Below are 19,811 nucleotides of genomic sequence, written 5' to 3' on the forward strand. Positions count from 1 at the left end.
AGGGGTGACCGCTCGCTACTTCTCGGCGGAGACGGTGACGCCGGCGAGGTTGATGCGCGAGTTGATGGAGTCTTCGGGGAATCCGGTCACGTTGGGACTCACCGCCGTGATGGTCTCGCCGTTGTACAGCCAGTCGGCGGCGTGGTCCTCCGACACGAGGCGTGCAGCCTGTGCGAGCAGTTCAGCGGACTTGTCGGGGTCGACCTCGGCCAGCGCCTTCGCGTACAGGCTCTGCACCTCGGCGTTGTCGTACCCGAAGTAATAGTCCGGGTTGGCGAAGTTGCCGAAATCTCGGGGCTCGACGTGCAGCACGAAGCTCAGGTCGTAGTCCTGGTTGGTGTAGACGTCTTCCAGCCAGGTCGGGAACTCGACCGCGTTCACCTCGAGGGTCACACCGACCTTCTTGAAGTCGGAGATCAGCACCTTGGGAACGGTCGTCCCGTAGAACGAGGGGATCGTGAGCGTCAGCTCCAGATCCTTCTGGCCGGCCTCGGCGAGCAGCGCCTTGGCCTTCTCCGGGTCATAGGAGACGACATCCGACAGATCTTCATAACCGGGGTCGAGCTCGGGGATCGGACCGTACAGGGGCGTTCCCGCGCCGACCGCCTCGATGAGGGCGTCGTGGTCGATGGCGAGGCGCAGCGCTTCGCGCACGCGGACGTCGTCGAGCGGTGCCTTCTTGTTGTTGAAGGCGAGTGTCGCCTTGTCGGTCGTGCGTCCCGTCGTGAGGGCGAAGTCGCCGGAGTCCTCGAGCTGAGACGCGAGGTTCGGGTCGACGGCGGTGAGCACATCGACGTCGCCGGCCAGCGCTGCGTTGACGCCGGCAGTGAAGTCGGGGATGTACTGGAACTCGACCTGGGCGACCCCGGCAGGATCCCCCCAGTAGGCGTCGTTGCGCGCGAACGTGATGGTGCTGCCCTTGTTCCAGCGCGTCAGCGTGAAGGGTCCGGTGCCGTTCTCCGCGGTCTTCAGCTCGGTCGTGTCCGCGGACTTGAAGACGAGACCTGCGGGCCCGGTGAGGGCGAACAGGAAGTTCTGGTTCGGCTCGGACAGCGTGATCTCGACCGTCGTCTGGTCGGGCGCGGTGATCGCCGTGACGGCAGCGAAGTCCGCGTTGCCCTGCACGGTCGCATCGGTGCGGACGGTCTCGTAGGACGAGACGACGTCGGCCGAGGTGAGAGGCGTTCCGTCATGGAACAGGACACCCTCGTTCAGCGTGAACGTGTAGGTGAGGCCGTCGGAGGAGACCTCGTAGTCCGAGGCGAGCCGACCTTCGATCTCGTTGTCCTGCGTGCGGGTCACGAGGCCTTCGTAGATGTTGTCGATCAGGATCTGCTCGAGGGCGGCGCCGCTGGTGTGACGGATGTCGAGGTTGGTCGGCTCGAGGACGAGACCGACGTGCAGCGTCGCGTTCGGGTCGGGTGTTCCCGGCGCGCTGCTGGGCTCGGGGTCGGGAGTGCCGGAGCATGCGCTCAGGATCACGGCGGTGGCCGCGAGCGCGGATATCAGCGCGAGACGTCGGGTACGTCGGAACATGGGCGTTTCCTCTCGGTGCGGCAGCTGCTGTGTGCCGTGGGATCGAGCCTAGAGATGTGTGGCGGGGTGAGGGTCGGGTATGGAACGGAACGTCATATTCTGCGGGCGGGGGTCGCTGATTCGATGAGCCCGGCCAGAGCGACCGGAGCCGTCTCCTGCACATTGTGGGTCGCATCGAGGACGACCAGATGGGCCGTGGGGACGCGTCGCTGGAGCTCCGCGGCATCTTCTTCGCTGACGAAGCCGCGTGCAGCGCGCACCAGTGTGATCGGCGCGGTGACCGCTGCCAGGTCGTCCCAGCCCGTCTCGTGGAGCACCGACGGCGCCGTCGCCGATCCGGGATCGTGAGCCGCCAGTGCCTGGGCGGCGAGATGGGCGAAGTGGTGCTTCCACTCCACACGTCCGTCCGCGCGCACGCGCGTGTTCAAGAAGACGCCACGTTCCGTCTCGGGGCGCGTCCCGCCGAAGCCGAGCGAGATCGCCTTGTCGACGAGTTCGTCCCGTGAGGCGAAGTCAGTCGGGCCGGCGTAGAACTCGCGCAACGCCGCAGGACCGGCTGTCACGTCGATGCCGGGCGTGATGTCGATGATGATGACTTCGGACACCAGATCGGGCCGCGAGGCGGCGAGAGCGGCGCCCGTGAGGCCTCCGAGCGACTGCCCGACCACCAGCTGGGGCTGTGTGGTCCAGGCCTCGATCGCGGCAGCGACGTCGCGGGCGAGGGTGCGCGGCGTGTAGTCGACGTCGTCTCGCCAGGAGGAGTCGCCGTGCCCGGCGAGATCGATCGCGAGGAGGGGCTGCTGCAGCGCGAGCGTTGTGGTGTCCCAGGTGTGCGCGTTCAGGCCCGCGCCGTGCAGCAGCGTCACGCGCGGGGCTTCGCTTCCGAAGCGGAGGGCACTCAGGGTGCGTCCGTCGGCGAGCGGAAGGGTGAGACGTTCCACCGGGGGAAGGGGGACGCCGAGCGCTTCGGCCTGTGCGGGAAGATAGCTGAACTCGCTGTTGTCGATCGCCACCTCCACATTCTGCTCCCTCCGCCCGACATGCCGGAAATGCCGGATCAATATGGCAAGAGAATGCCGTCTCAAGGCTCGCAATATGTCCACTTTTGGCAAGGTTCCCTTGTCGTAGTGCATCTCAGTGGTGGATGCGTCCGGTCGGGGCCCCGCTGTGAGACGCCGAATATCATGGAGTCATGAGCGAGACGCGTGTGCACCTGTCCAAGACCGAGCCGGCCGCGTACCAAGCGCTTGACGCATTCTCGAAGACCGTGGGGCAGATCTGCGCGGCCAACGGCATCGACGAGCGCCTCAAGGAGCTCGTCATGATCCACTGCTCGCAGCTCAACGGCTGTGCCTACTGTGCGCGGATCCATGTCGACAGGGCGGTGGCGGCCGGAGTCGACATCGACACCCTCACGCAGATTCCCACCTGGCGAGAGAGTGGCGTGTTCAGCGATCGCGAGCGCGCTGCGCTCGAGCTCGCCGAAGCCTTCACGTTCATCGCCGAGGACGGGATCTCCGATGAGGTGTACGACCAGGTCGGAAGCGTGTTCACCGAGAAGGAGTACGCGGCGCTCAGCTGGGCGTGCGTATCCATCAATGCGTTCAACCGCATCGTGATCGCCGGACGATACCCGGTTCCCGTTCGCGCCCCGCAGGCCCAGGCATGACCATCCTCGAGATCGAAGGGGTCTTCAACGTCAGGGACGTCGGGGGCATGCCGGCGAACGGCGGGCGCATCCGCTCCGGCGCTCTGCTGCGAGCAGGGCAACTCTCCGGGGCGACCACCTCGGGCGCTGCCGCGTTGCGGGCCCGCGTCCAGCACATCGTGGATCTGCGTGACGGCGAAGAGGTCGCAGCGGAGCCCTCGGAGATCGAGGGGCCTGACACCACGCACCTGCCGCTGTTCCTGGGGTCGGTGCGATCCTTCTTCGAAGCCGACACCAGCCTCGACGACCTGTATCTGCATCTCCTCGAAGAGAGCGGGGAACGGCTCGCGGACGCCATCCGCATCATCGCCGCGGGGGAGCGCACGCTGGTGCACTGCACGGTCGGCAAGGACCGCACGGGGGTCACCGTCGCCCTCGCCCTCTCCGCCGTCGGCGCCGATCGGGAGGCCGTGATCGCCGACTATGCGCTCACGGAGTCTCAGCTCCCGGCTCAGCGTTCGCAGCGGATCGCCGACTACCTTCGTACCCAGCACCCGGAAGCCGTGCACGCGGTGGCGCTCGCCACCCAGTCTCCGGCGCCCGTGATGCGGCGCCTGCTGGAGCAGGTGGACGAACGGTGGGGGTCTGCTGCCGGATACCTGCGCGCGCAGGGGATGACCGACGCAGAGCTGGCCGCGCTGTCGGCGGCACTCGTGGAGGATGCGTCGGAGCCGTCGACCTCGTCGCTGCCCAGCTGATGCAAGGTTAGGCAAGCCTTCACTTGGTGTACGATGAAGACACCATGAACACCTCGCTCGAGACTCGCGGCACGCGCGCCGAACGTCGCGCAGCTCGTCGGCGTTCCCACCACCTGGTGACGGCGGACGAGCGCTCGCTGACCGAGCTCGAGGTGTTCCTGACGACGTTGCCGCTGTGCGCGTCCGGCCGCATCTTCATCGAGGTGCCCGAGGTCGCCGACATCGGCTTCATCGAGGCCCCTGGCCGCATGACGGTGACATGGCTGGCGCGAGAGCAGCGATCGGGTGCCCCCGGAAGCGGTCGTGCATGCGCACCGGGCCAGGCGCTGGCGCGCGCGACCTGTGCGTGGGCCGACGAGATGATGTGCGACGACGAGATCGAGACCCACGTCACCTTGCTGGGCGGCTACCTGGGCACGGCGGACATCGTCGAGCACCTGACGACCTCGTTGGAGATCTCGCCGGCGCTCATCCATGCTCCCGAGCGCTTCGGCCTGCTGCCCGTCGAACACTGACACGGCCTCTGCCGATCCGCGTTCGCGCGCAGCGATGGTCCTCCTGAGCGCGGTGCTGTGAGCTGCGGTGCGTCTCGCGGACGGCCGCGATCTATCGGCGCGTGCGTCGCACGTAGTTTCCGTCCTCCAGCCCCGCTTCGATCTCGAAGCGGTTGCGCAGCGGGTCTCGGCCGGCGAACAGGTAGAGAACGGGCATCAGGAAGCCGTAGCGGAGCCACTGCGCCTTGTGCACAGCCTCGTGACGGAGCACCGCCTCGCTGGGACGGCTGTCGCCGGTCAGGAAGCAGCCGCCGACGCACACTCCTCCGCGGTTGAAGGTCCGGCTCGGCATGCCCTGGAAGATCCACAGTCCGGCACGCCGCTCGACGGGGCCGGTGCTCCACAGGGATCCCCAGACCCAGCCGACGGCCGTGCCCCAGAGGTAGCCGAGCCTGCTCACCGGAGAGCGTAGCAGGAAGGACGGGATGCGACGGTCGAATCGTCGTCCACGAGTGAGGATCTCATCGGCTCGCGTTCGCCAGTCGGCCGCGGCGGTCACGCCACCGCTCCGACCAGCCGCAGCAGTGCACCGAGGTCGTCGACGGCATCGGCCGGAGAGCGGGGTGCGAACCCGGCGATGGTCGCGCCTGCGAGCGGCACCTCGGTGCGCAGGGCGCGGATGGCCGCGCTGAGCGCTGCGGGGGAGAGCCCGAAGGGCACCGAGGACGAGACGCCGGCGAAGTCTGAGGGGTCCAGCACATCGACATCGATGTGCACCCACACTCGTGAAGCCCCGGTCGCGCGGACCGCGTCGAGCAGCGCCTCCGGGCGGGCGAGGTCGTCGACCGAGAGGTTGGTGAGAGGGGCGATCTGGTCGACCTCCTCGTCATCGAGATTGCGGATCCCGACCGTGATCACGCGGCTCGCAGGGATCGCGGGGGTGAGCACGAGCTGCTCCTCTCCTTCGCCGAGCAGAGCGCGCAGCGCCATGCCCGAGAACGCACCGGACGGCGAGGTCTCGGGGGTGTGCATGTCGGCGTGCGCATCGCACCACACCACGGCAAGGCCCTCGGTGCCCCCGGGCAGTGCATCGAGGGCGGCGACGGTGACGCTGCAATCACCACCGATCACGACGGTGTCGGAGTCGATGTGCCCGTGGACGAGTTCGCGGGTGCGGAGCAGCGCACTCAGACGGCGGACTCCGGTGCCCAGGGATTCGCCGGCCTCGACCGGCACATCGAGCACGGTCGTGGCAGCCCGGGGGAGATCACCGGAGATCGCCGAGGCGCCGTCTGTGAGCAGCATCGCGCGCGGTGCGGGCGAGCCCTGCCACTGCGGGATGACGAGGAATCTCACCATGGGTGCCTCCGAAGAAGAGAGGGCGGATGCCCCGGGCACGCAGCTCGGGGCATCCGCCGGTCGTGTCAGTTGCCTTCGATGGCCTGGCGGGGAGCGGTGCCGCCGGCCTTGAGCTCGGCGAGGCGCGCCTCGACCTCGGTCAGCTCGCCGAGGTCTTCCAGGCTCTCGAACTGGGCGTCGAGGCTCGACGCTGCGAGCTCGATCTTGCCCTGTGCGATGGCCTCCTGGCGGCGGACCTTGTCCTCGAAACGGCCCAGCTCGCTGGTGGGGTCGAGCACGTTGATCGAGCCGACCGCGTCCTGCACCTTGGTCTGCGCCTCGGCGACCTTGGCGCGGGCGAGGAGTTCGCTGCGCTTGTTCTTGAGCTCGACCAGCTTGTCCTTCATGCCGTTCAGGCCGCTCTTGAGCTTGTCGACGATCTCGGTCTGGGCCGCGATCTGCGGCTCGGCGCCCGTGGCCTCGCGCTCGGCGCTGATCTGACGCTGGAGAGCGATCTTGGCCAGGTTGTCGAACTTGTCGGCGTCGGCGGTGTTGCCGCTCGCACGCATCTCATCGGCCTTGCGGCTGGCGGCGAGAGCCTTGTTGCCCCACTCGGTCGAAGCCTGGACGTCTTCCTCGTGGTCCCGCTCGAGCAGGCGCAGGTTGCCGATGGTCTCCGCGATCGCGGACTCGGCGTCGGCGATGCTGTTCGTGTAGTCGCGAACGAGCTGGTCGATCATCTTCTGCGGGTCTTCCGCAGAGTCCAGCAGGGAGTTGATGTTCGCGCGGACGAGGGTCGAGATACGTCCGAAGATGGACTGCTTGGTCATGCGTGGTTCCTTTCAGAGGGCGTCTTCGAGAGCTTGTCGTAAGTGTCTGTGTAGGGGATCAGAAGCGTCTACCTCCCGATCGGCCGCTGCGGCCGCTGCTGCGCGAGCCTCCGCCTCCGAAACCGGAGCTGCGGAAGCCTCCCCCTCCCGAGGAGCGCCAGCCGCTGCTGCTTCCTCGACGAGAGGAGCCTCCGCCTCCTCCGGCGAGCAGGCCGCCGATGATGCCGCCGAGGATGTCGCCGCCGATCCCCGAACCGCCCGACGACGATCCGGAACCGCCGAAGGGGCCGCCGAAGCCGCCCTGGTCGAAGCCGGGAGGGTTGTAGGACTGCACGTCGGACTGCGCCGCGGACGTTGCCTGTCCCGCCAGAGCGAGCGCACGATTCGCTTCCTCCAGCGCGGCGTCCGGGTCGGTGGCTCGCAGATTCAGCGCCTGCGACAGACTCGCCTCGGCGTTGGCGAGACGCGTGCGTGCGGTGGAGCCGACGGTCCCACGACGGGTCTCGATGAACTCGCGAGCGGCACGGATCTCGGAGTTCGCCTGCGCGAGGGTCTGCTCCAGCATCTGCTGCACACGGCGGGCGCGTTCGACGCTCTCCCGACCCTGCGCGATCGCCGCGTCGATCTGTGCGTTGGCCGCGCTGAGCGCCTCGAGCACGCGCTGCGGATTGCGCGCGGAACCGGCGAGCTCGGTCTGCGCCACCTGAAGCTGCTGCGCGGTCGCGGAGGCCGCTGCGGCGATCGTGCCCGTGGGGTCGGGAAGCTGCTGCGCTGCGGCGAGGTCTGCCTGCAGCTCGGCGACGAGCGCCTGGGACTGCGCCTCGATCGCGGAGAGCTCGGTCCCCAGCGTCGAGACAGCCTGTGTGAGCTGTGCGGCCTGCGCGACGGATTGCTCAGCCGTGCGGATGGCGAAGGCCGCCTCGCCCGAGCGGCCGGCCGCGATCGCCTGCGCCGCCGCCTCGATCGACCGATCCGCGAGATCGGCGCGTTCGCGCGCCTGCGCGGGGTTGTCTGCGACCATCGCGAGTGCCGCCGGGGCGTAGGTCGTCGACAGCGCGGCGAGAGCCGGGGCAGCCGAAGCGAGGACGGGGTCGAGGGCTGCGCGCTCACCGCGGACCCGCTCGAGTTCCTGCGGGGCGTTCTGCTCCAGCTTGCGGAGGGCGTCGAAGGCCGCCGTGTTGTCGTCGAGGATGTCGTCGATCTCGTCTGCGATCCGGATGATGCGGATGTGCCAGGCCCTGCGGTCGTGGATCGTGTCCTCGATCTCGTCGTCGAGCTTCTGCTTGAGGTCGAAGGCCTCGGAGATCTTCGCCTTCGCGGCGTCGACGACGCGCGTGAACTCCTCGGTCGCTCCTTCACCGAACTGCGCGACGGCGAAGCCGAGTTCCTCTCTGCTGGAGGTGATGGCGTCGTCGGCCTGCACCAGCGCGAGTCCGGCCTGCGTCTCGACCTGCTGGTCGGTGAGGGTGGAGAAGGGATCGGCGGGGTCGGGCGTCTCCGGCATGGCTCCGCGCTCGCGGATCTCGGCCCTGCGGCGTGCGCGGCGCACCAGGGCGATGACGAGCCAGAGAAGAAGCGCCACCGCGATGATGGCGACCACGATCAGTCCGATGCGCAGTGCGCCGGCGCCCCCGTCTCCCTGGATCTCGTCGGCGGCGAGGGTGATCGCTCCGACCCAGTCGCCGTCTGCGGCGAAGGGGACCATCTTGTCTTCGATGCTGTCGAGCTGGCCGAAGCTCACCGGACCGTCGGGCGCAGCGGAGATGTAGTAGCTGCGCCCGTCGACCGCGATCGCGAGGAGATACTGCTCGGTGCCGAGGTTGTTGTTCTGCGCGACCGTGTCGGCCCACTGCACGTTGTCGGTGGGATTGGTGAAGTCGTCGACGAGGACGACGAACAGATCGGCGTTCGAGTTGTCGGTCAGCTCTTGGAGCCTGGCCTCGACGGTGGCTTCTTCGTCGGCGCTCAGTACTCCGGCCTGGTCGGTGACGTAGCCGGCGTCGAGCGTGACCGGATCGGTGGCGGATGCCGCGGAGGCGGTGAACGCCCCGGCGACCGCAGCGAGGGTGAGTGCGGCCAGCGCGAGCCACCGTTTCGTCATCGTGTTCCCTCCGACCGGCAGCCGAGCCCCATGCCTTGAGTCTATGCACTCCGTCCGACACGCGACAGCACTCACGGCGGGTTCGCCGTTCGCCCTCAGCGCAGACACATACGCTGGGAGGCATGGACGACATGTACGGTTCGGATGTGCTGGCGACGGGCTGGCGCGACCGCGGCGCGAAGAAGGTGCCACAGGTCGCGGCGGAGGCGGATCTCGTGGTCGAGGTCGCCGACGACGGCTTCTGCGGTGCGGTCACCCGAGTGCAGGGCGGCAACGTCGAGCTGGAGGACCGCCTCGGGCGCCGGCGCCTGTTCCCCCTCGGCGGGGGGTTCCTCATCGACGGCGCACCTGTCCGGCTGGTCGTCCCCGCAGCGAAGGAGCAGGGACCTCGCCGGACGGCATCCGGTTCCTTCGTCGTCGCCGACCAGCGCGCCCGCGTGGCCCTGCCCAGTCGGATCCTCGTCGAGGGCAAGCACGATGCCGAACTCGTCGAGAAGGTGTGGGGCGCCGACCTGCGGGTCGAGGGAGTGGTCGTCGAGTTCCTCCAGGGCGTGGATCTGCTCGATGATCTGCTGGCCGCCGAGCCGCCCAGTGCGACGCGACGCTACGGCGTCCTCGTCGATCACCTCGTCGCGGGCTCGAAGGAGTCGAGGATCGCCGACGCCGTCGCGCGCGGCCCGCACGGACGCCATCTCCGCATCGTCGGGCATCCTTTCGTCGACGTCTGGCAGTGCGTGACGCCGCGAGCTCTCGGCATCGCGAAGTGGCCGGAGATCCCGCGCGGCATCGAGTGGAAGGTCGGAATCTGCCGCGCGTTCGGCTGGCCTCACGAGACACAGGCCGACATCGCCCGCGCCTGGCAGCACATCCTCTCCAAGGTCACGACGTATCGAGACCTGGAACCGGCGCTGCTGGGCCGTGTGGAGGAGCTCATCGACTTCGTCACGGCACCGGCGGTCTGAGACGCCGCGGTCGCCGCGGCACCGGAGGCCACGACGCCGGCGGCTACCCTGGAAACATGCCCGAACCCCGTACCTTCCGAGACGAGCCGGTCTCGTTCGTGCGCCGCAGCGGCCGGATGTCCGACGCGCAGGAGCGCGCGTTCACCGAGCTCGGCCCGCACTATCTGCTCGACGTGCCGCGCGATGTCGCCTGGACCTCAGTGCACCCCGAGGCGCGCTTGGACCCCGCGACCGAGTACGGACGCTCGGCGGATCTCTATGTCGAGATCGGCTCGGGGCAAGGGCATGCGATCGTGGCGGCGGCCTCGTCGCGCCCGGATGACGACTTCCTCGCCGTCGAGGTGTTCCGCGCCGGACTCGCACGGACCATGCTCGATGCCGATCGCGAGGGCGCTCGGAACCTGCGCGTGGTCGAGGCCAACGCACCCGAGGTGCTCTCCTCGTTCCTGCCCGAGGCGGCCGCGCGTGAGGTGTGGATCTTCTTCCCCGACCCGTGGCACAAGAAGAAGCACACCAAGCGCCGTCTGGTGCGGCCCGGATTCGGCGACACCGCCGCGAGGGCACTGCGTGACGGCGGACTGCTGCGGCTCGCGACGGACTGGGAGGACTATGCGCTGCAGATGCGCGACGTGCTCGATGCCGAGCCGTCGTTCGAGCGCGCGTTCGACGGAGAATGGGCAGATCGCTTCGACGGTCGGGTGATGACCGCGTTCGAGCGCAAGGGCATCGCCAAGGGGCGGGACATCCGCGACCTCGTCTATCGGCGCAGGACGCGCACATGACCGACGTGCGGCGCGACACGAGGCAGCGGTGGAGCTTCGTTCCGGCGCTGCTCGTGTGCGCCGCGGCTCCGGCGTTCTTCGTGCTGGAGATCCCCTGGCTCGGCTGGACGCTGCTCGCGGCTGGCATCGCCGTGGCCGCTCTGATCGAGCGGGGTCGGCATCCCGAGGACCAGGTCGTGAGCGTGGGTTCGCGCCGGGAGAGCGCGAGGGCGATCGGCCTGCACCGGCCCCCGTCTCTCACGAGGGATCTCTCCCTGATCGCGATCGGCCTTCTGATCGTGAGCATCATCCCGTTGGCCGCAGAGCTCGACAATCTCGCGATGCTGCGATTCACCCTCGCACTGGGTGGGGCGGTCGCGGTGCCGTACCTGATCTCTCGGTTCGTCTATCGAGACCGCGCGATCAGCTTCCCCTGGCGGACCCGTAGGCGCTGGGGCCGGCTGCAGTGGGGCTGGCTCGTGGCGGTGCTGGTGCTCGGGTGGCTGATCCTGCCCTTCTACTTCATCACCAGCGGCGTGTACCAGAACTGGCCGGTGGTCGACACGCCCGATCTCATCGCGAGACTCTTCGTCGGCGTGGGTGCTGTCGGCATCTGGGATGAGCTGTTCTTCATCTGCACGGTGTTCGCTCTGCTGCGGCGCCACTTCCCGGATCTCGTCGCGAACCTGCTGCAGGCGATCGTCTTCGTCTCGTTCCTGTGGGAACTGGGCTACCGCGAGTGGGGACCACTGCTGACCATTCCGTTCGCCCTGCTGCAGGGCTACATCTTCCTCCGCACGCACTCGCTCGCCTACGTCGTCACCGTGCACCTGCTCTTCGACGCCGTGGTCTTCGCCGTTCTGGTGCACGCGCACAACCCGGGACTGCTGTCGATCTTCCTGGTCTAGAACGGCACATCGAGACGCGCCGGGTGCCCGGGGGCGTTTGGTGTGCGGCACCCCGGCGCGGGACAATCGCCGTATGCTCATCGTCGGTCTGGTCCTCGCCGCGGCTGCCGCCGCGTTCCACGTGTTCATCTTCGCGCTCGAGTCGCTGAAGTGGACCGAGCCCGAGACGAGGAAGATCTTCGGCGTCGCCAGCGAGGCGGATGCCGTGACGATGAAGGCGCTCGCGTTCAACCAGGGCTTCTACAACCTGTTCCTCGCGCTGACCGCGCTGCTCGGAATCGGTCTGACGATCGTCGGCTTCGCGACTGTGGGTCTGACCCTCGTGTTCGCCGGCACCGGCATGATGGTCGCCGCTGCTCTGGTGCTCGTCCTGTCGGACTCCACCAAGGTCCGCGCCGCCGCGATGCAGGGAACCCTTCCGCTGCTCGCGATCATCGCCACGGCCATCGCCGTCGCCATCGGTTGAGCTCTGCTGGGGTCGCATTCAGTCGCGGGAGAGGTCACAACCCGATCGCGCGATTGGGGCGTGGCGGCGGGAACTCGACTCCTGGGAGTGCCCTCACTAGGGTGACGGGATGAGCACACTGTCGCTGGAGACCGCACCGGTTCTCGCCCGGCCCGTGCCGTGGTGGTCCCGCCGACGGGTGATCCTCGTGTTGAGCGTGGTCGTCATACCTGTGCTGCTCGCGGTACTGCTCAACAGTTATGGCCCGTTGACCGTCGAATCGGCGATCCGCATGGCGTGTGCCACTATCGCCGGGCAGACAGTGGCGATCGGCGGCGCGGCGACGGCGCTCGTGATCACCATCACCCGTCGCCGCAACATCGCCGGGATCATCGTGTTCGCGGTGATCCTGATAGGTGTCGTGGTCTACGCGGCGTCAGCGATGGAGGGCGCGGGATACCTGTTGGTCGATCGTCTCGACAGGATCGCCGAGGCGGACGAACTCAACTGAGCGCGGCCGCCGCAGGGCGGGTATGCGAAAGGGCCGCCCGCATGCGGACGACCCTTTCGAAGCGGCAGATCGATCAGAACTGCAGCAGCACCTTGCCCACGCGGCCAGGCGTCATGCTGAGACGCACGGCATCGGCGACATCGGCGGCGTCGAACACGCCGGCGACCGGGAGGGTCAGCGTCCCATCGGTGACGCGCTGGATGAGCTCGCCGAACAGGGCCCCGCGCGTGGCGGCGTCGAGCTGCTGGATGACCTTGCTGCCCCAGAAGCCCTTGACGATGGCCTGCTTGAAGATCACATCGGAGGAGGCGATCTCCATGACGGGGGAGTTCATCGCCCCGAACGCGACGAGCGTGCCGCCTTCGCTGAGGAGCGAGAGCACGTCGCCGGAGGCCGAGCCGCCCACGGAATCGACACCGGCGACGATCGGCGCGCCGCCGGTCAGGCGCGCAGCCTGCTCGCGCCAGTCGTCCTGATCGGTCGAGATGACGTTGTCGATGCCCTGGGCACGCAGCTCCTCGACACCCTCCGCGCGGCGCACGAGCCCGAGCACGTGCACGCCGCGCGCGGCGCCGAGCTGCGCGAGCATGCGTCCGACAGCGCCGTTCGCCGCGTTCTGCACGATCCAGTCGCCCTCGTTGACGTCGAGGAACTGCAGCAGGCTGATCGTGCTGAACGGCATCGAGACGAGCTGGGCCGCGCTCTCGTCGGAGAGGGAATCGAGCACGGGGATGAGTCCGGCGGCGTTCGCCACGATGTACTCGGCCCAGGCGCCGAAGGTGCCGCCGGTCGCGACGCGCTGTCCGACCGCGAGGTGCTCGACGCCCTCACCGAGGGCGTCGACGATGCCCAGGGCCTCGGTACCGGAGGCCGCAGGCAGCTCGGGCTTGAACCCATAGGTGCCGCGCACGGTCCACAGGTCGTGGTTGTGGATGGGGGAGAGGACGATGCGCAGGCGGACCTGCCCTGCTGCGGGCTCCGGAACGGGACGCTCCTCGACCGCGAGGACGTCTTCGGCTTCGCCGAATCGGGAATGGATGAGTGCACGCATGATGTGGTTTCCTTTCCTTCCGTTGATCAGTCGTCCGACACGGTGATCGTGACGTCGATGTTGCCGCGCGTCGCGTTCGAGTACGGGCAGACCTGGTGTGCGGCGTCGGCGAGTGCCTGGGCCTGATCGTGCGCGAGCTCGGGGATGACCACCTCGAGTTCGACCGCGAGGCCGAAGCCGCCGGCGCCGTTCGACCCGATCTGCACGCGCGCGCCGACCGAGCTGTGGTCGATCTTGATCTTCTGCGCCCGCGCGACGGACTGCAGAGCGGAGTGGAAGCATGCGGCATATCCGGCCGCGAAGAGCTGCTCGGGGTTGGCCCCGTCGCCGCTGCCGCCCATCTCCTTGGGGATGGCGAGATCGAACTCGACGCGACCGTCGTTCGTGGCGACGTGTCCGTTGCGGCCGGCGCCGGTGGCGAGGGCTTCTGCGGTGTAGAGGGCTTCCATTGAGGGGTTTCCTTCCGGGAGGGTGGTCATTCGCCGGCGCGCAGCGCGGTGGCGCCGGTGGCCGGTGTCGAGACACCGCTCTGCAGCAGAGCGGTCAGTTCGTGGAGTTCTGCGATGAGCCGGCGGCGGTGCGCGTCGTCGCGGATGCCGGAGAGCTGCGCGATCTGGGCAGGGATCTTCGCGAGGTCCCCGCGGAGCGCCTGGCCTGCGGAGGTGAGCTGCACCGTGACGACGCGCTCGTCCTGGGGGCTGCGCGTCTTCGCAACCAGGCCCGCCTGCTCGAGGCGGCGCACCAGGGGCGAGAGGGTCCCGGAGTCGAGTTGCATGGCGTCTCCGAGCGAACCGATCGTCTGATCGCCCTCGTGCCACAGGATGGCGAGGACCAGATACTGCGGATACGTCAGCCCCCAGGGGGCGAGCAGAGCCCGGTACGCCTGCGTGGTGGCGCGCGCAGCGGAGTAGAGGGAGAAGCACACCATCTCATCGGTCACGGGCATGAGTAAAGCATTGCATGCGATTCAATTGTGCACAACTCGATTGAACGCGCGAGGATGCCCTTGAAGGTGCATCCGGCACAGCACTAGCTTTGGTGCCATGTCGCACCCCGTACGCTCGACGAGGCCGGGACCCACGGTGCGATTCCGGCCGCCGGCACCCCAACCGGGTGCCCTTCGACGCGATCGGGTGAGCGCGGTGATCTCGGAGGCCGTCGCCAGAGACCCGCTGACCGTGGTCAGTGCCCCCAGCGGATTCGGGAAGACGACCTCGGTTGCCGAGTGGGCGGCAGGGCTCGAACACGTGGCGTGGCTCGGGCTCAACGCTTTCGACTCCGACCCGTCGCGGCTGACCCAGGGCGTGGTGAACGCGCTGACCCGGGGCGCGGAGCGCTCGGGGCGTCGCCTGGACCTGGACCGGGATCTGGACGACCCGCACCGGGCGTACCAGGAGATCTGCAGAGTTCTGGAGGATGCGGACGAGCGCGTGCACCTGATCGTCGACGATGCTCAGCGCGCAGGGGAGGACTGGCGTGCGGGACTTCTGGGGATGCTGGCCGAGCAGGCGCCGGACAGCCTGCGGATCGTGCTGGTGGGGACGACATTGCTCGAGGTGACCCTCTCCCGGCACCGCGTGACGCATCCGGATTCCTTCGTCGGCGCGGACACGCTCAGCTTCACGGAAGAGGAAGTGCGGCTGCTGCTCGACGGGGAGACGGACGGCCTCTCGGCGCAGACCATCTTCGAGGAGACCCAGGGGTGGCCGATCGCGGTCAGACTGATGATGATCGGCGGAGCGAGGCCCGACCAGCGCGCACAGAGCGCCGCCGGCTTCCTGGGCAACTACGTGCGGGAGCACGTGCTCGCGACGCTCCCTCCTGAGGTCGCCGACTTCGTTCTCGAGGCGAGCGTCTGCAGCGAGCTGACCCCTGCGCTCGCGGCCGCGGTGACCGGACGCCCCGACGCGGCGGCCCTGCTCGAGACCTGCGTGCGCCTCGGATTGTTCCTCGACCGCTTCGAGGGCCCTCACGGGGTCGTGTACCGCTGGCATGCCTCCTTCGCCAGGCGATGCGCCGAGATCCTGGACATCGATGCCGAACGCGCCGCTGGATGCCACCGCCGCGCCGCCGCCGCGCTGCAGGCGACGGATCCGACGGCATCGATCACGCACTCCCTCCATGCGTCCGAGTTCCTCACCGCACGGGAGACCCTCCTTCATCATTGGCTCGGTCTGGTGGTGGGGGCGAGGGCCGACGAGGTCGAATGCACAGCGATGCTGATGCTGCGACGCACGCCCGATGACGCGCAGGTGCTGCTGGTGCGCGCGTGTGCGAGCGACGTGCTCGGCGATCATCGGGTGGCCCGTGAGCTGTTCCGGCGCGCGGAGGCGATGATCGGTCGATCGGGCGACGACGATGAGCCCGCGGTGCTGCAGATCGCCCGGCTCTTCATCGCCGACGAGCGTGCAGAGGTCGCGGATGCGAGCGCGAAGGTGCAGCAGATGCTCCTCGACGCGGACTCGACGGACCTCGGCGACCGCGCGGCGCTGAACTATCTCCTCGGGTGGACCGAGATCCGGCACCGCGGCAACCCGATGGTCCCGCTCGAGTACTTCTCCGCCGCGGCCAGGGAGGCGCAGAGCTCGGGCGATCGAGAGCTGGCGAAGCGCGCGCTGGGGCATCTCGCCTTCGGGCAGACCTGGGCCGGTCATCTCATCGAGGCCCGACGGTCGCTCATCGCCGTTCGTGGGGCGGAGGATGTCGGTCTTCCCTGGAGCACCTACGCCGGGGGCAGTGCTGCCGCGGCCGCGGGATACGTCTCGTACTGGTCGGGTGAGCTCGACGAAGCGGTCCGCGAGTTCGGAACCGTGATCGCCAACGGGGGCTCCGATCGTTCGTTCACCAATGTGGCGCGCATGATGATCGCCTACGCGGCGGCGGAATCGGGTGATGTCTCCGCCTGCCGTCGTGCGGCGATCGGCATCCAGGAGATCCCCCTGGAGGTCGTGCACGGCGTCTCCTGGCCGGCGTTCCGCGAATCGTCGGTCGCCCTGCTCGAAGAAGCCGTCGGACGAACGGATCGAGCGATGCGGATCGCGCGCAAGTACATCCAGTGCCCGGACCTTCCCGTCGTCAACGTCGCCCTCGCCGGCGTTCTGCGCCGCGCCGGCGACTACACCACCGCCCTGGAGATGCTGCGGGCTCCGCGCGTCTTCGCGGAGGTGTCCTACGTGAAATCGGCGACTCTGCTCACGGCAGCCCTGCTCCGACGTCAGGCCGGACACCACGACCAGGCGCATGAGCTGTGCGAGGCGGGTGTCGCCGTCGCCTCGGGGGAGAACATCCGCCTTCTCTTCGGGCCCCGCGAGACGGCCGTGCGCAAACTGCTCGGCGAGCATGTGCACTTCGGCACGCAGTTCGAGGACTTCATCGGCAGGTGTCTCGCGAAGGGCTCGGCAGGGTCGTTGGTGGATGCCCTCTCCGGGCGTGAACGCGATGTCTTCCAGCAGCTGCAGACCGCTCGCACGTTGCAGGAGATCGCACGTGAACTGGCGGTGTCGATCAACACGGTGAAGACCCACCAGCGCGCGATCTACCGCAAACTCGGGGTGTCGTCCCGCCGCGAGGCGGTGCGCACCACCGTCTGATCGGGACGGGCGCGCCGATGCGGCTCTCGCTGCCCGCCGCGGATGCAGGTCAGCTCAGCGCACGCGCCTTGATGGCGGCGAACTCGTCGGCGGTGATGGTCCCTGCGGCGAGCAGTTTGGATGCCTTGTCGATCTCGTCGCTGGGACTGGAGCCGGCGACGCTGCGGATGTAGGAGTCGGCGGCATGCTGCTGCTCACGGTACGCCGACGCGCTGCGCTCGCCCATGCCTCTGCCGCGGGCGATCAGGTAGACGAGCGCCGTCAGGAACGGGACGAAGATGAGGAAGATGATCCACACGGCCTTCCACCCGCCGTTGAGCGTGTGATCGCGGAACAGGTCGGCGACGATGTTGAAGAGCACCATGAGGTAGGAGACGAACACGAAGACCCAGAAGAACCACCAGATGATGTCCCAGAAGCTTTCCCAAATGGACACTTCGCACCTCTTTCGTCGAGTTACTGCGTAGGGCGATCGTGGCAGGGTGAGCAGATGAGCGGGGGCGTCCCTCACCCCGAGCGGGCGACCCCGTGACGGGCTGCCGGCGACGGAGCACTCATCCTCTCGGGGTGAGGCCGGACTCCTCGCCCGTGACCGCGATGCGAGCATGGATCCCAGTCACGGGCGACGTGCGCCAGGAGAAGGGACGACCCATGAATGACTTCCGTTTCGGCCCGGCCGAGGTCTACCTCGTCGGGTTCGAAGGTCAGCGCCCCGATCCGGCGACGTTCCGCGCGCTGACGGAGCTCGTGGACAGCGGCGTCGTGCGACTGCTCGACTTCGTCGTGCTCGCGAAGTCGGCGACCGGAGAGGTCGAGATCGTCGAGCTCGACGATGAGGACGGAAAGCTCGATCTCGACGGCTTCGAGCCGATCGCGGCGGGTCTCGCCGGTGAGGAGGACGTCGAAGCGCTCGCCGCCGCGATCGCCCCAGGGCAGTCGGCCGCGCTGGTCGTGCTCGAGCTCGCCTTCGCCCGCACCCTCGCGCAGAAACTCGCCGCTGCGGGAGGACAGGTGCTGCGCAGCGAGCGCGTGCCGGCGCCCGTCGTGAATGCGGTGATGGACATCCTCGACCAGGAAGATGAATGACATGCCCATGAGAAGATTCGGCCGCCCCGGACTGATCGGCCTCGCTGCCAGGACCGCAGTGGTCGCAGGGACGGCTTCGGCCGTCGGCGGCGCGATGTCGCGGCATCAGCAGGAGCGTGCGCAGGGCGAGTACGAGCAGCAGCAGTACGCGGCCGCGCAGCAGCAGGCGCAGGTCGATGCCGCCGCCAAGAATGCAGCGGCCCAATACTCGTCTCCGCCTCCGGCGGCACCCGCCGCCGCTGACGATCTGATCGCGAAGCTGCAGCAGCTCGCATCCCTCAAGGACTCCGGCGTGCTCTCCGATGCGGAGTTCGCCGCGGCGAAGCAGAAGCTCCTGAGCTGACGAGACCGGCAGCCCGCCGTCGGAACGACAGCCGAGACGAGGACAGCGAATGAGTGAACTGGAAGACCTGCGTGCCCGCGTCGTCCTCCTCGAGCACGAGAACGAGACGCTCAAGCGGCCCCGCCGCCGGCCGGTGGGGAGGAGCATCGTCGCGGGGATCGTGCTCGCCCTCGCGGTCCTGATGGCTCCGATAGCAGCGATGGGCACCTGGGCCCGGCTGCAGCTCGTCGATGCCGATCGGTTCGTCGCGACCTTCGCGCCGCTCGCCGAGGATCCCGACGTGCAGGACTTCGTCGCGGATCAGGTCAGCGCCGCCATCCAGGAGCAGGTGGACTTCAGTGCGATCGTCGCAGAGGTGTTCGACGGAATCCGTGAACTCGACCTTCCGCCCCGCGCGTCATCCGCACTCTCCCTGCTGGAGGCCCCGGCGGCCAGCGGGCTCACCTCCCTCGTCGACGGCGTGATCCACGACGTCGTGGCATCCGATCAGTTCGCTGACATCTGGGCGCAATCGCTGCGGTTCACGCACGAACGCGCGGTCGCGATCCTGCAGAACAGCCCGGACACCGCCGTGCAGCTCGCTGACGATGGAGTGCTCTCGATCGACCTCGGTCAGGTCGTCGACCGGGTCAAGGTGGTGTTGACCGAGCGTGGCGTCGGATTCGCCGCACTCATCCCCGAGATCGACAGGTCGGTCCCGATCGCCCAGGCCGACGCGCTGGTCCTGGTGCGCACCGTCTACCAGATCGCGGTCGCCGCGGGGTTCTGGCTGCCATGGGTGCTGCTCGGGCTCGTCGTCGTCGGCATCCTGATCGCGCGAGATCGCGCGCGTGCCCTCCTGTGGACCAGTCTCGGCTTCGCCGTCGCTTTCCTGCTCCTGTCCGCGGGGATGGGAATCGGGAGGACGTTCTTCATCGGCGCGGTGAGTCCGTCGGTCATGACTGCGGGGGCGGCCCAGTCGCTGTTCGACGAGGTCACCTCGCTGCTGAGCTCGACGATCGTGGCGCTCGCCCTGGTCGGAGTGCTCGTCGCCGTGTGGGCCTGGCTCGCCGGGTCGAGCCGCAGCGCTGTGGCCATCCGCGGCCTCCTGGAGAGTGGGTTCACCGCGATCCGGAGCACGTGGGAGCGACGAGGGCTGTCGACCGGCCGCCTGGGCGTCGCGGTCGATCGCTTCCACGGACCGATCCTCATCGCCGCCTTCGCGCTCGCGGTTCTCATCCTCATCACGTCGCGGCCGGTCGCGTTCGGCACGGTGATCGGGGTGACCGTGGGGCTCGTGGTCTTCGCGGTCGTGATCGAGCTGCTCCGGCGCCCGCGCGCGGCGGACGCGTCCACGGCGGAGGAGCTCCCGACAGAGGAGCCCGGCGAATCCGCGACGGTCGATCACGACACCGCAGAGACGGACTCCCACGCCACGGCGCCGGCTCCCTGAGCCGCGGATGGCACCTG

General features: G+C 68.5%; 22 protein-coding genes. 12 read left to right on the forward strand and 10 right to left on the reverse strand.

Features of this window, described 5'->3' with window-relative positions; all coding sequences use genetic code 11:
• Window positions 1-15: 15 nt before the first annotated feature.
• Window positions 16-1,536 carry an ABC transporter substrate-binding protein gene (locus F6W70_RS06190; RefSeq protein ID WP_151486176.1) on the reverse strand — a complete coding sequence of 507 codons (1,521 nt, stop codon included), beginning with the start codon at window positions 1,534-1,536 and terminating at the stop codon, window positions 16-18.
• Window positions 1,537-1,628: 92 nt separating this feature from the next.
• Window positions 1,629-2,555 carry an alpha/beta fold hydrolase gene (locus F6W70_RS06195; RefSeq protein WP_055869052.1) on the reverse strand — a complete coding sequence of 309 codons (927 nt, stop codon included), beginning with the start codon at window positions 2,553-2,555 and terminating at the stop codon, window positions 1,629-1,631.
• Window positions 2,556-2,728: 173 nt separating this feature from the next.
• On the opposite strand from F6W70_RS06195, the gene F6W70_RS06200 reads away from it, so the two are divergent.
• Genes F6W70_RS06200 through F6W70_RS06210 form a run of 3 tightly spaced genes read left to right on the forward strand, consistent with a single transcriptional unit; the run spans window position 2,729 to window position 4,457 of the window.
• Complete coding sequence (locus F6W70_RS06200) at window positions 2,729-3,205, forward strand: carboxymuconolactone decarboxylase family protein (protein ID WP_055869051.1); 477 nt, start codon at window positions 2,729-2,731, stop codon at window positions 3,203-3,205.
• Entirely contained in the window at window positions 3,202-3,942 is a 741-nt protein-coding gene (locus F6W70_RS06205) for a tyrosine-protein phosphatase (RefSeq protein ID WP_055869050.1), read from the forward strand. The genes F6W70_RS06200 and F6W70_RS06205 overlap by 4 nt, the downstream gene beginning before the upstream one ends.
• 44 nt (window positions 3,943-3,986) lie before the next feature.
• Window positions 3,987-4,457: an SIP domain-containing protein gene (locus F6W70_RS06210; protein WP_055869049.1), complete on the forward strand. Its 471-nt coding sequence runs from the start codon at window positions 3,987-3,989 to the stop codon at window positions 4,455-4,457.
• Between the two features lie 91 nt (window positions 4,458-4,548).
• On the opposite strand, the gene F6W70_RS06215 is transcribed toward F6W70_RS06210, so the two are convergent.
• The 4 genes from F6W70_RS06215 to F6W70_RS06230 form a co-directional block, all read right to left on the reverse strand.
• Entirely contained in the window at window positions 4,549-4,995 is a 447-nt protein-coding gene (locus F6W70_RS06215) for a Fe-S oxidoreductase (protein ID WP_318278816.1), read from the reverse strand.
• Window positions 4,992-5,795, reverse strand: coding sequence for an arginase family protein (locus F6W70_RS06220; RefSeq protein WP_055872913.1), 804 nt, complete (start codon window positions 5,793-5,795; stop codon window positions 4,992-4,994). The genes F6W70_RS06215 and F6W70_RS06220 overlap by 4 nt, the downstream gene beginning before the upstream one ends.
• 65 nt (window positions 5,796-5,860) lie before the next feature.
• On the reverse strand, window positions 5,861-6,604 hold the full coding sequence (locus F6W70_RS06225; RefSeq protein ID WP_055872910.1) for a PspA/IM30 family protein: 744 nt from the start codon (window positions 6,602-6,604) through the stop codon (window positions 5,861-5,863).
• 58 nt (window positions 6,605-6,662) lie between these two features.
• The gene (locus F6W70_RS06230) at window positions 6,663-8,705 is read right to left on the reverse strand and encodes a TPM domain-containing protein (RefSeq protein WP_151486177.1); all 2,043 of its coding nucleotides are present in this window, start codon (window positions 8,703-8,705) and stop codon (window positions 6,663-6,665) included.
• A gap of 122 nt (window positions 8,706-8,827) precedes the next feature.
• On the opposite strand from F6W70_RS06230, the gene F6W70_RS06235 reads away from it, so the two are divergent.
• From F6W70_RS06235 to F6W70_RS06255, 5 genes are all read left to right on the forward strand, one after another.
• On the forward strand, window positions 8,828-9,667 hold the full coding sequence (locus tag F6W70_RS06235; RefSeq protein ID WP_055869044.1) for a DUF3097 domain-containing protein: 840 nt from the start codon (window positions 8,828-8,830) through the stop codon (window positions 9,665-9,667).
• A 56-nt stretch (window positions 9,668-9,723) separates the two neighbouring features.
• Window positions 9,724-10,449: a tRNA (guanosine(46)-N7)-methyltransferase TrmB gene (gene trmB / locus F6W70_RS06240; RefSeq protein ID WP_055869043.1), complete on the forward strand. Its 726-nt coding sequence runs from the start codon at window positions 9,724-9,726 to the stop codon at window positions 10,447-10,449.
• Window positions 10,446-11,336 carry a CPBP family intramembrane glutamic endopeptidase gene (locus F6W70_RS06245; protein WP_151486178.1) on the forward strand — a complete coding sequence of 297 codons (891 nt, stop codon included), beginning with the start codon at window positions 10,446-10,448 and terminating at the stop codon, window positions 11,334-11,336. The genes trmB and F6W70_RS06245 overlap by 4 nt, the downstream gene beginning before the upstream one ends.
• 73 nt (window positions 11,337-11,409) lie before the next feature.
• Window positions 11,410-11,802 carry a DUF1304 domain-containing protein gene (locus tag F6W70_RS06250; protein WP_127482541.1) on the forward strand — a complete coding sequence of 131 codons (393 nt, stop codon included), beginning with the start codon at window positions 11,410-11,412 and terminating at the stop codon, window positions 11,800-11,802.
• 109 nt (window positions 11,803-11,911) lie between these two features.
• Window positions 11,912-12,292 carry a hypothetical protein gene (locus F6W70_RS06255; protein ID WP_127482540.1) on the forward strand — a complete coding sequence of 127 codons (381 nt, stop codon included), beginning with the start codon at window positions 11,912-11,914 and terminating at the stop codon, window positions 12,290-12,292.
• A 73-nt stretch (window positions 12,293-12,365) separates the two neighbouring features.
• Here F6W70_RS06255 and F6W70_RS06260 read toward each other — a convergent pair whose 3' ends face one another.
• The 3 genes from F6W70_RS06260 to F6W70_RS06270 are packed head-to-tail and all read right to left on the reverse strand — an operon-like array spanning window position 12,366 to window position 14,289.
• Window positions 12,366-13,343, reverse strand: a complete 978-nt coding sequence (locus tag F6W70_RS06260) for a zinc-binding dehydrogenase (RefSeq protein WP_151486179.1) — start codon at window positions 13,341-13,343, stop codon at window positions 12,366-12,368.
• A gap of 26 nt (window positions 13,344-13,369) precedes the next feature.
• Complete coding sequence (locus F6W70_RS06265; protein WP_017831045.1) at window positions 13,370-13,792, reverse strand: organic hydroperoxide resistance protein; 423 nt, start codon at window positions 13,790-13,792, stop codon at window positions 13,370-13,372.
• A 26-nt stretch (window positions 13,793-13,818) separates the two neighbouring features.
• Window positions 13,819-14,289: a MarR family winged helix-turn-helix transcriptional regulator gene (locus tag F6W70_RS06270; protein WP_164743678.1), complete on the reverse strand. Its 471-nt coding sequence runs from the start codon at window positions 14,287-14,289 to the stop codon at window positions 13,819-13,821.
• A 187-nt stretch (window positions 14,290-14,476) separates the two neighbouring features.
• On the opposite strand from F6W70_RS06270, the gene F6W70_RS06275 reads away from it, so the two are divergent.
• The gene (locus F6W70_RS06275; protein ID WP_151486180.1) at window positions 14,477-16,933 is read left to right on the forward strand and encodes a winged helix-turn-helix domain-containing protein; all 2,457 of its coding nucleotides are present in this window, start codon (window positions 14,477-14,479) and stop codon (window positions 16,931-16,933) included.
• Window positions 16,934-16,982: 49 nt separating this feature from the next.
• Here the strand turns inward: F6W70_RS06275 and F6W70_RS06280 are convergent, their stop codons facing one another.
• Complete coding sequence (locus tag F6W70_RS06280) at window positions 16,983-17,369, reverse strand: PLDc N-terminal domain-containing protein (RefSeq protein ID WP_055869037.1); 387 nt, start codon at window positions 17,367-17,369, stop codon at window positions 16,983-16,985.
• Between the two features lie 215 nt (window positions 17,370-17,584).
• Here F6W70_RS06280 and F6W70_RS06285 point away from each other — a divergent pair, with 215 nt between their 5' ends.
• From F6W70_RS06285 to F6W70_RS06295, 3 genes are read left to right on the forward strand one after another with little or no spacing between them, the layout of a single operon-like run.
• Window positions 17,585-18,019, forward strand: coding sequence for a DUF6325 family protein (locus tag F6W70_RS06285; protein WP_055869036.1), 435 nt, complete (start codon window positions 17,585-17,587; stop codon window positions 18,017-18,019).
• A gap of 1 nt (window position 18,020) precedes the next feature.
• A complete protein-coding gene (locus F6W70_RS06290; protein ID WP_055872888.1) occupies window positions 18,021-18,362 on the forward strand; it encodes an SHOCT domain-containing protein in 342 nt (113 codons plus the stop codon).
• Window positions 18,363-18,411: 49 nt separating this feature from the next.
• Window positions 18,412-19,794: a hypothetical protein gene (locus F6W70_RS06295; protein ID WP_151486181.1), complete on the forward strand. Its 1,383-nt coding sequence runs from the start codon at window positions 18,412-18,414 to the stop codon at window positions 19,792-19,794.
• The last annotated feature ends 17 nt before the right edge of the window (window positions 19,795-19,811 follow it).

It is taken from the genome of Microbacterium maritypicum (assembly GCF_008868125.1).
Classification (GTDB): domain Bacteria; phylum Actinomycetota; class Actinomycetes; order Actinomycetales; family Microbacteriaceae; genus Microbacterium; species Microbacterium maritypicum.

Bases quoted from the DNA above. Each gene is read 5' to 3' on its own strand.
- F6W70_RS06245 (WP_151486178.1), top strand. From the start codon at position 10,446: ATGACCGACGTGCGGCGCGACACGAGGCAGCGGTGGAGCTTCGTTCCG.
- F6W70_RS06250 (WP_127482541.1), top strand. From the start codon at position 11,410: ATGCTCATCGTCGGTCTGGTCCTCGCCGCGGCTGCCGCCGCGTTCCAC.
- F6W70_RS06260 (WP_151486179.1), bottom strand. From the start codon at position 13,343: ATGCGTGCACTCATCCATTCCCGATTCGGCGAAGCCGAAGACGTCCTC.
- F6W70_RS06290 (WP_055872888.1), top strand. From the start codon at position 18,021: ATGCCCATGAGAAGATTCGGCCGCCCCGGACTGATCGGCCTCGCTGCC.
- F6W70_RS06230 (WP_151486177.1), bottom strand. From the start codon at position 8,705: ATGACGAAACGGTGGCTCGCGCTGGCCGCACTCACCCTCGCTGCGGTC.
- trmB (WP_055869043.1), top strand. From the start codon at position 9,724: ATGCCCGAACCCCGTACCTTCCGAGACGAGCCGGTCTCGTTCGTGCGC.
- F6W70_RS06210 (WP_055869049.1), top strand. From the start codon at position 3,987: ATGAACACCTCGCTCGAGACTCGCGGCACGCGCGCCGAACGTCGCGCA.
- F6W70_RS06190 (WP_151486176.1), bottom strand. From the start codon at position 1,536: ATGTTCCGACGTACCCGACGTCTCGCGCTGATATCCGCGCTCGCGGCC.
- F6W70_RS06285 (WP_055869036.1), top strand. From the start codon at position 17,585: ATGAATGACTTCCGTTTCGGCCCGGCCGAGGTCTACCTCGTCGGGTTC.
- F6W70_RS06265 (WP_017831045.1), bottom strand. From the start codon at position 13,792: ATGGAAGCCCTCTACACCGCAGAAGCCCTCGCCACCGGCGCCGGCCGC.
- F6W70_RS06255 (WP_127482540.1), top strand. From the start codon at position 11,912: ATGAGCACACTGTCGCTGGAGACCGCACCGGTTCTCGCCCGGCCCGTG.
- F6W70_RS06205 (WP_055869050.1), top strand. From the start codon at position 3,202: ATGACCATCCTCGAGATCGAAGGGGTCTTCAACGTCAGGGACGTCGGG.
- F6W70_RS06270 (WP_164743678.1), bottom strand. From the start codon at position 14,289: ATGCCCGTGACCGATGAGATGGTGTGCTTCTCCCTCTACTCCGCTGCG.
- F6W70_RS06200 (WP_055869051.1), top strand. From the start codon at position 2,729: ATGAGCGAGACGCGTGTGCACCTGTCCAAGACCGAGCCGGCCGCGTAC.
- F6W70_RS06225 (WP_055872910.1), bottom strand. From the start codon at position 6,604: ATGACCAAGCAGTCCATCTTCGGACGTATCTCGACCCTCGTCCGCGCG.
- F6W70_RS06235 (WP_055869044.1), top strand. From the start codon at position 8,828: ATGGACGACATGTACGGTTCGGATGTGCTGGCGACGGGCTGGCGCGAC.
- F6W70_RS06295 (WP_151486181.1), top strand. From the start codon at position 18,412: ATGAGTGAACTGGAAGACCTGCGTGCCCGCGTCGTCCTCCTCGAGCAC.
- F6W70_RS06220 (WP_055872913.1), bottom strand. From the start codon at position 5,795: ATGGTGAGATTCCTCGTCATCCCGCAGTGGCAGGGCTCGCCCGCACCG.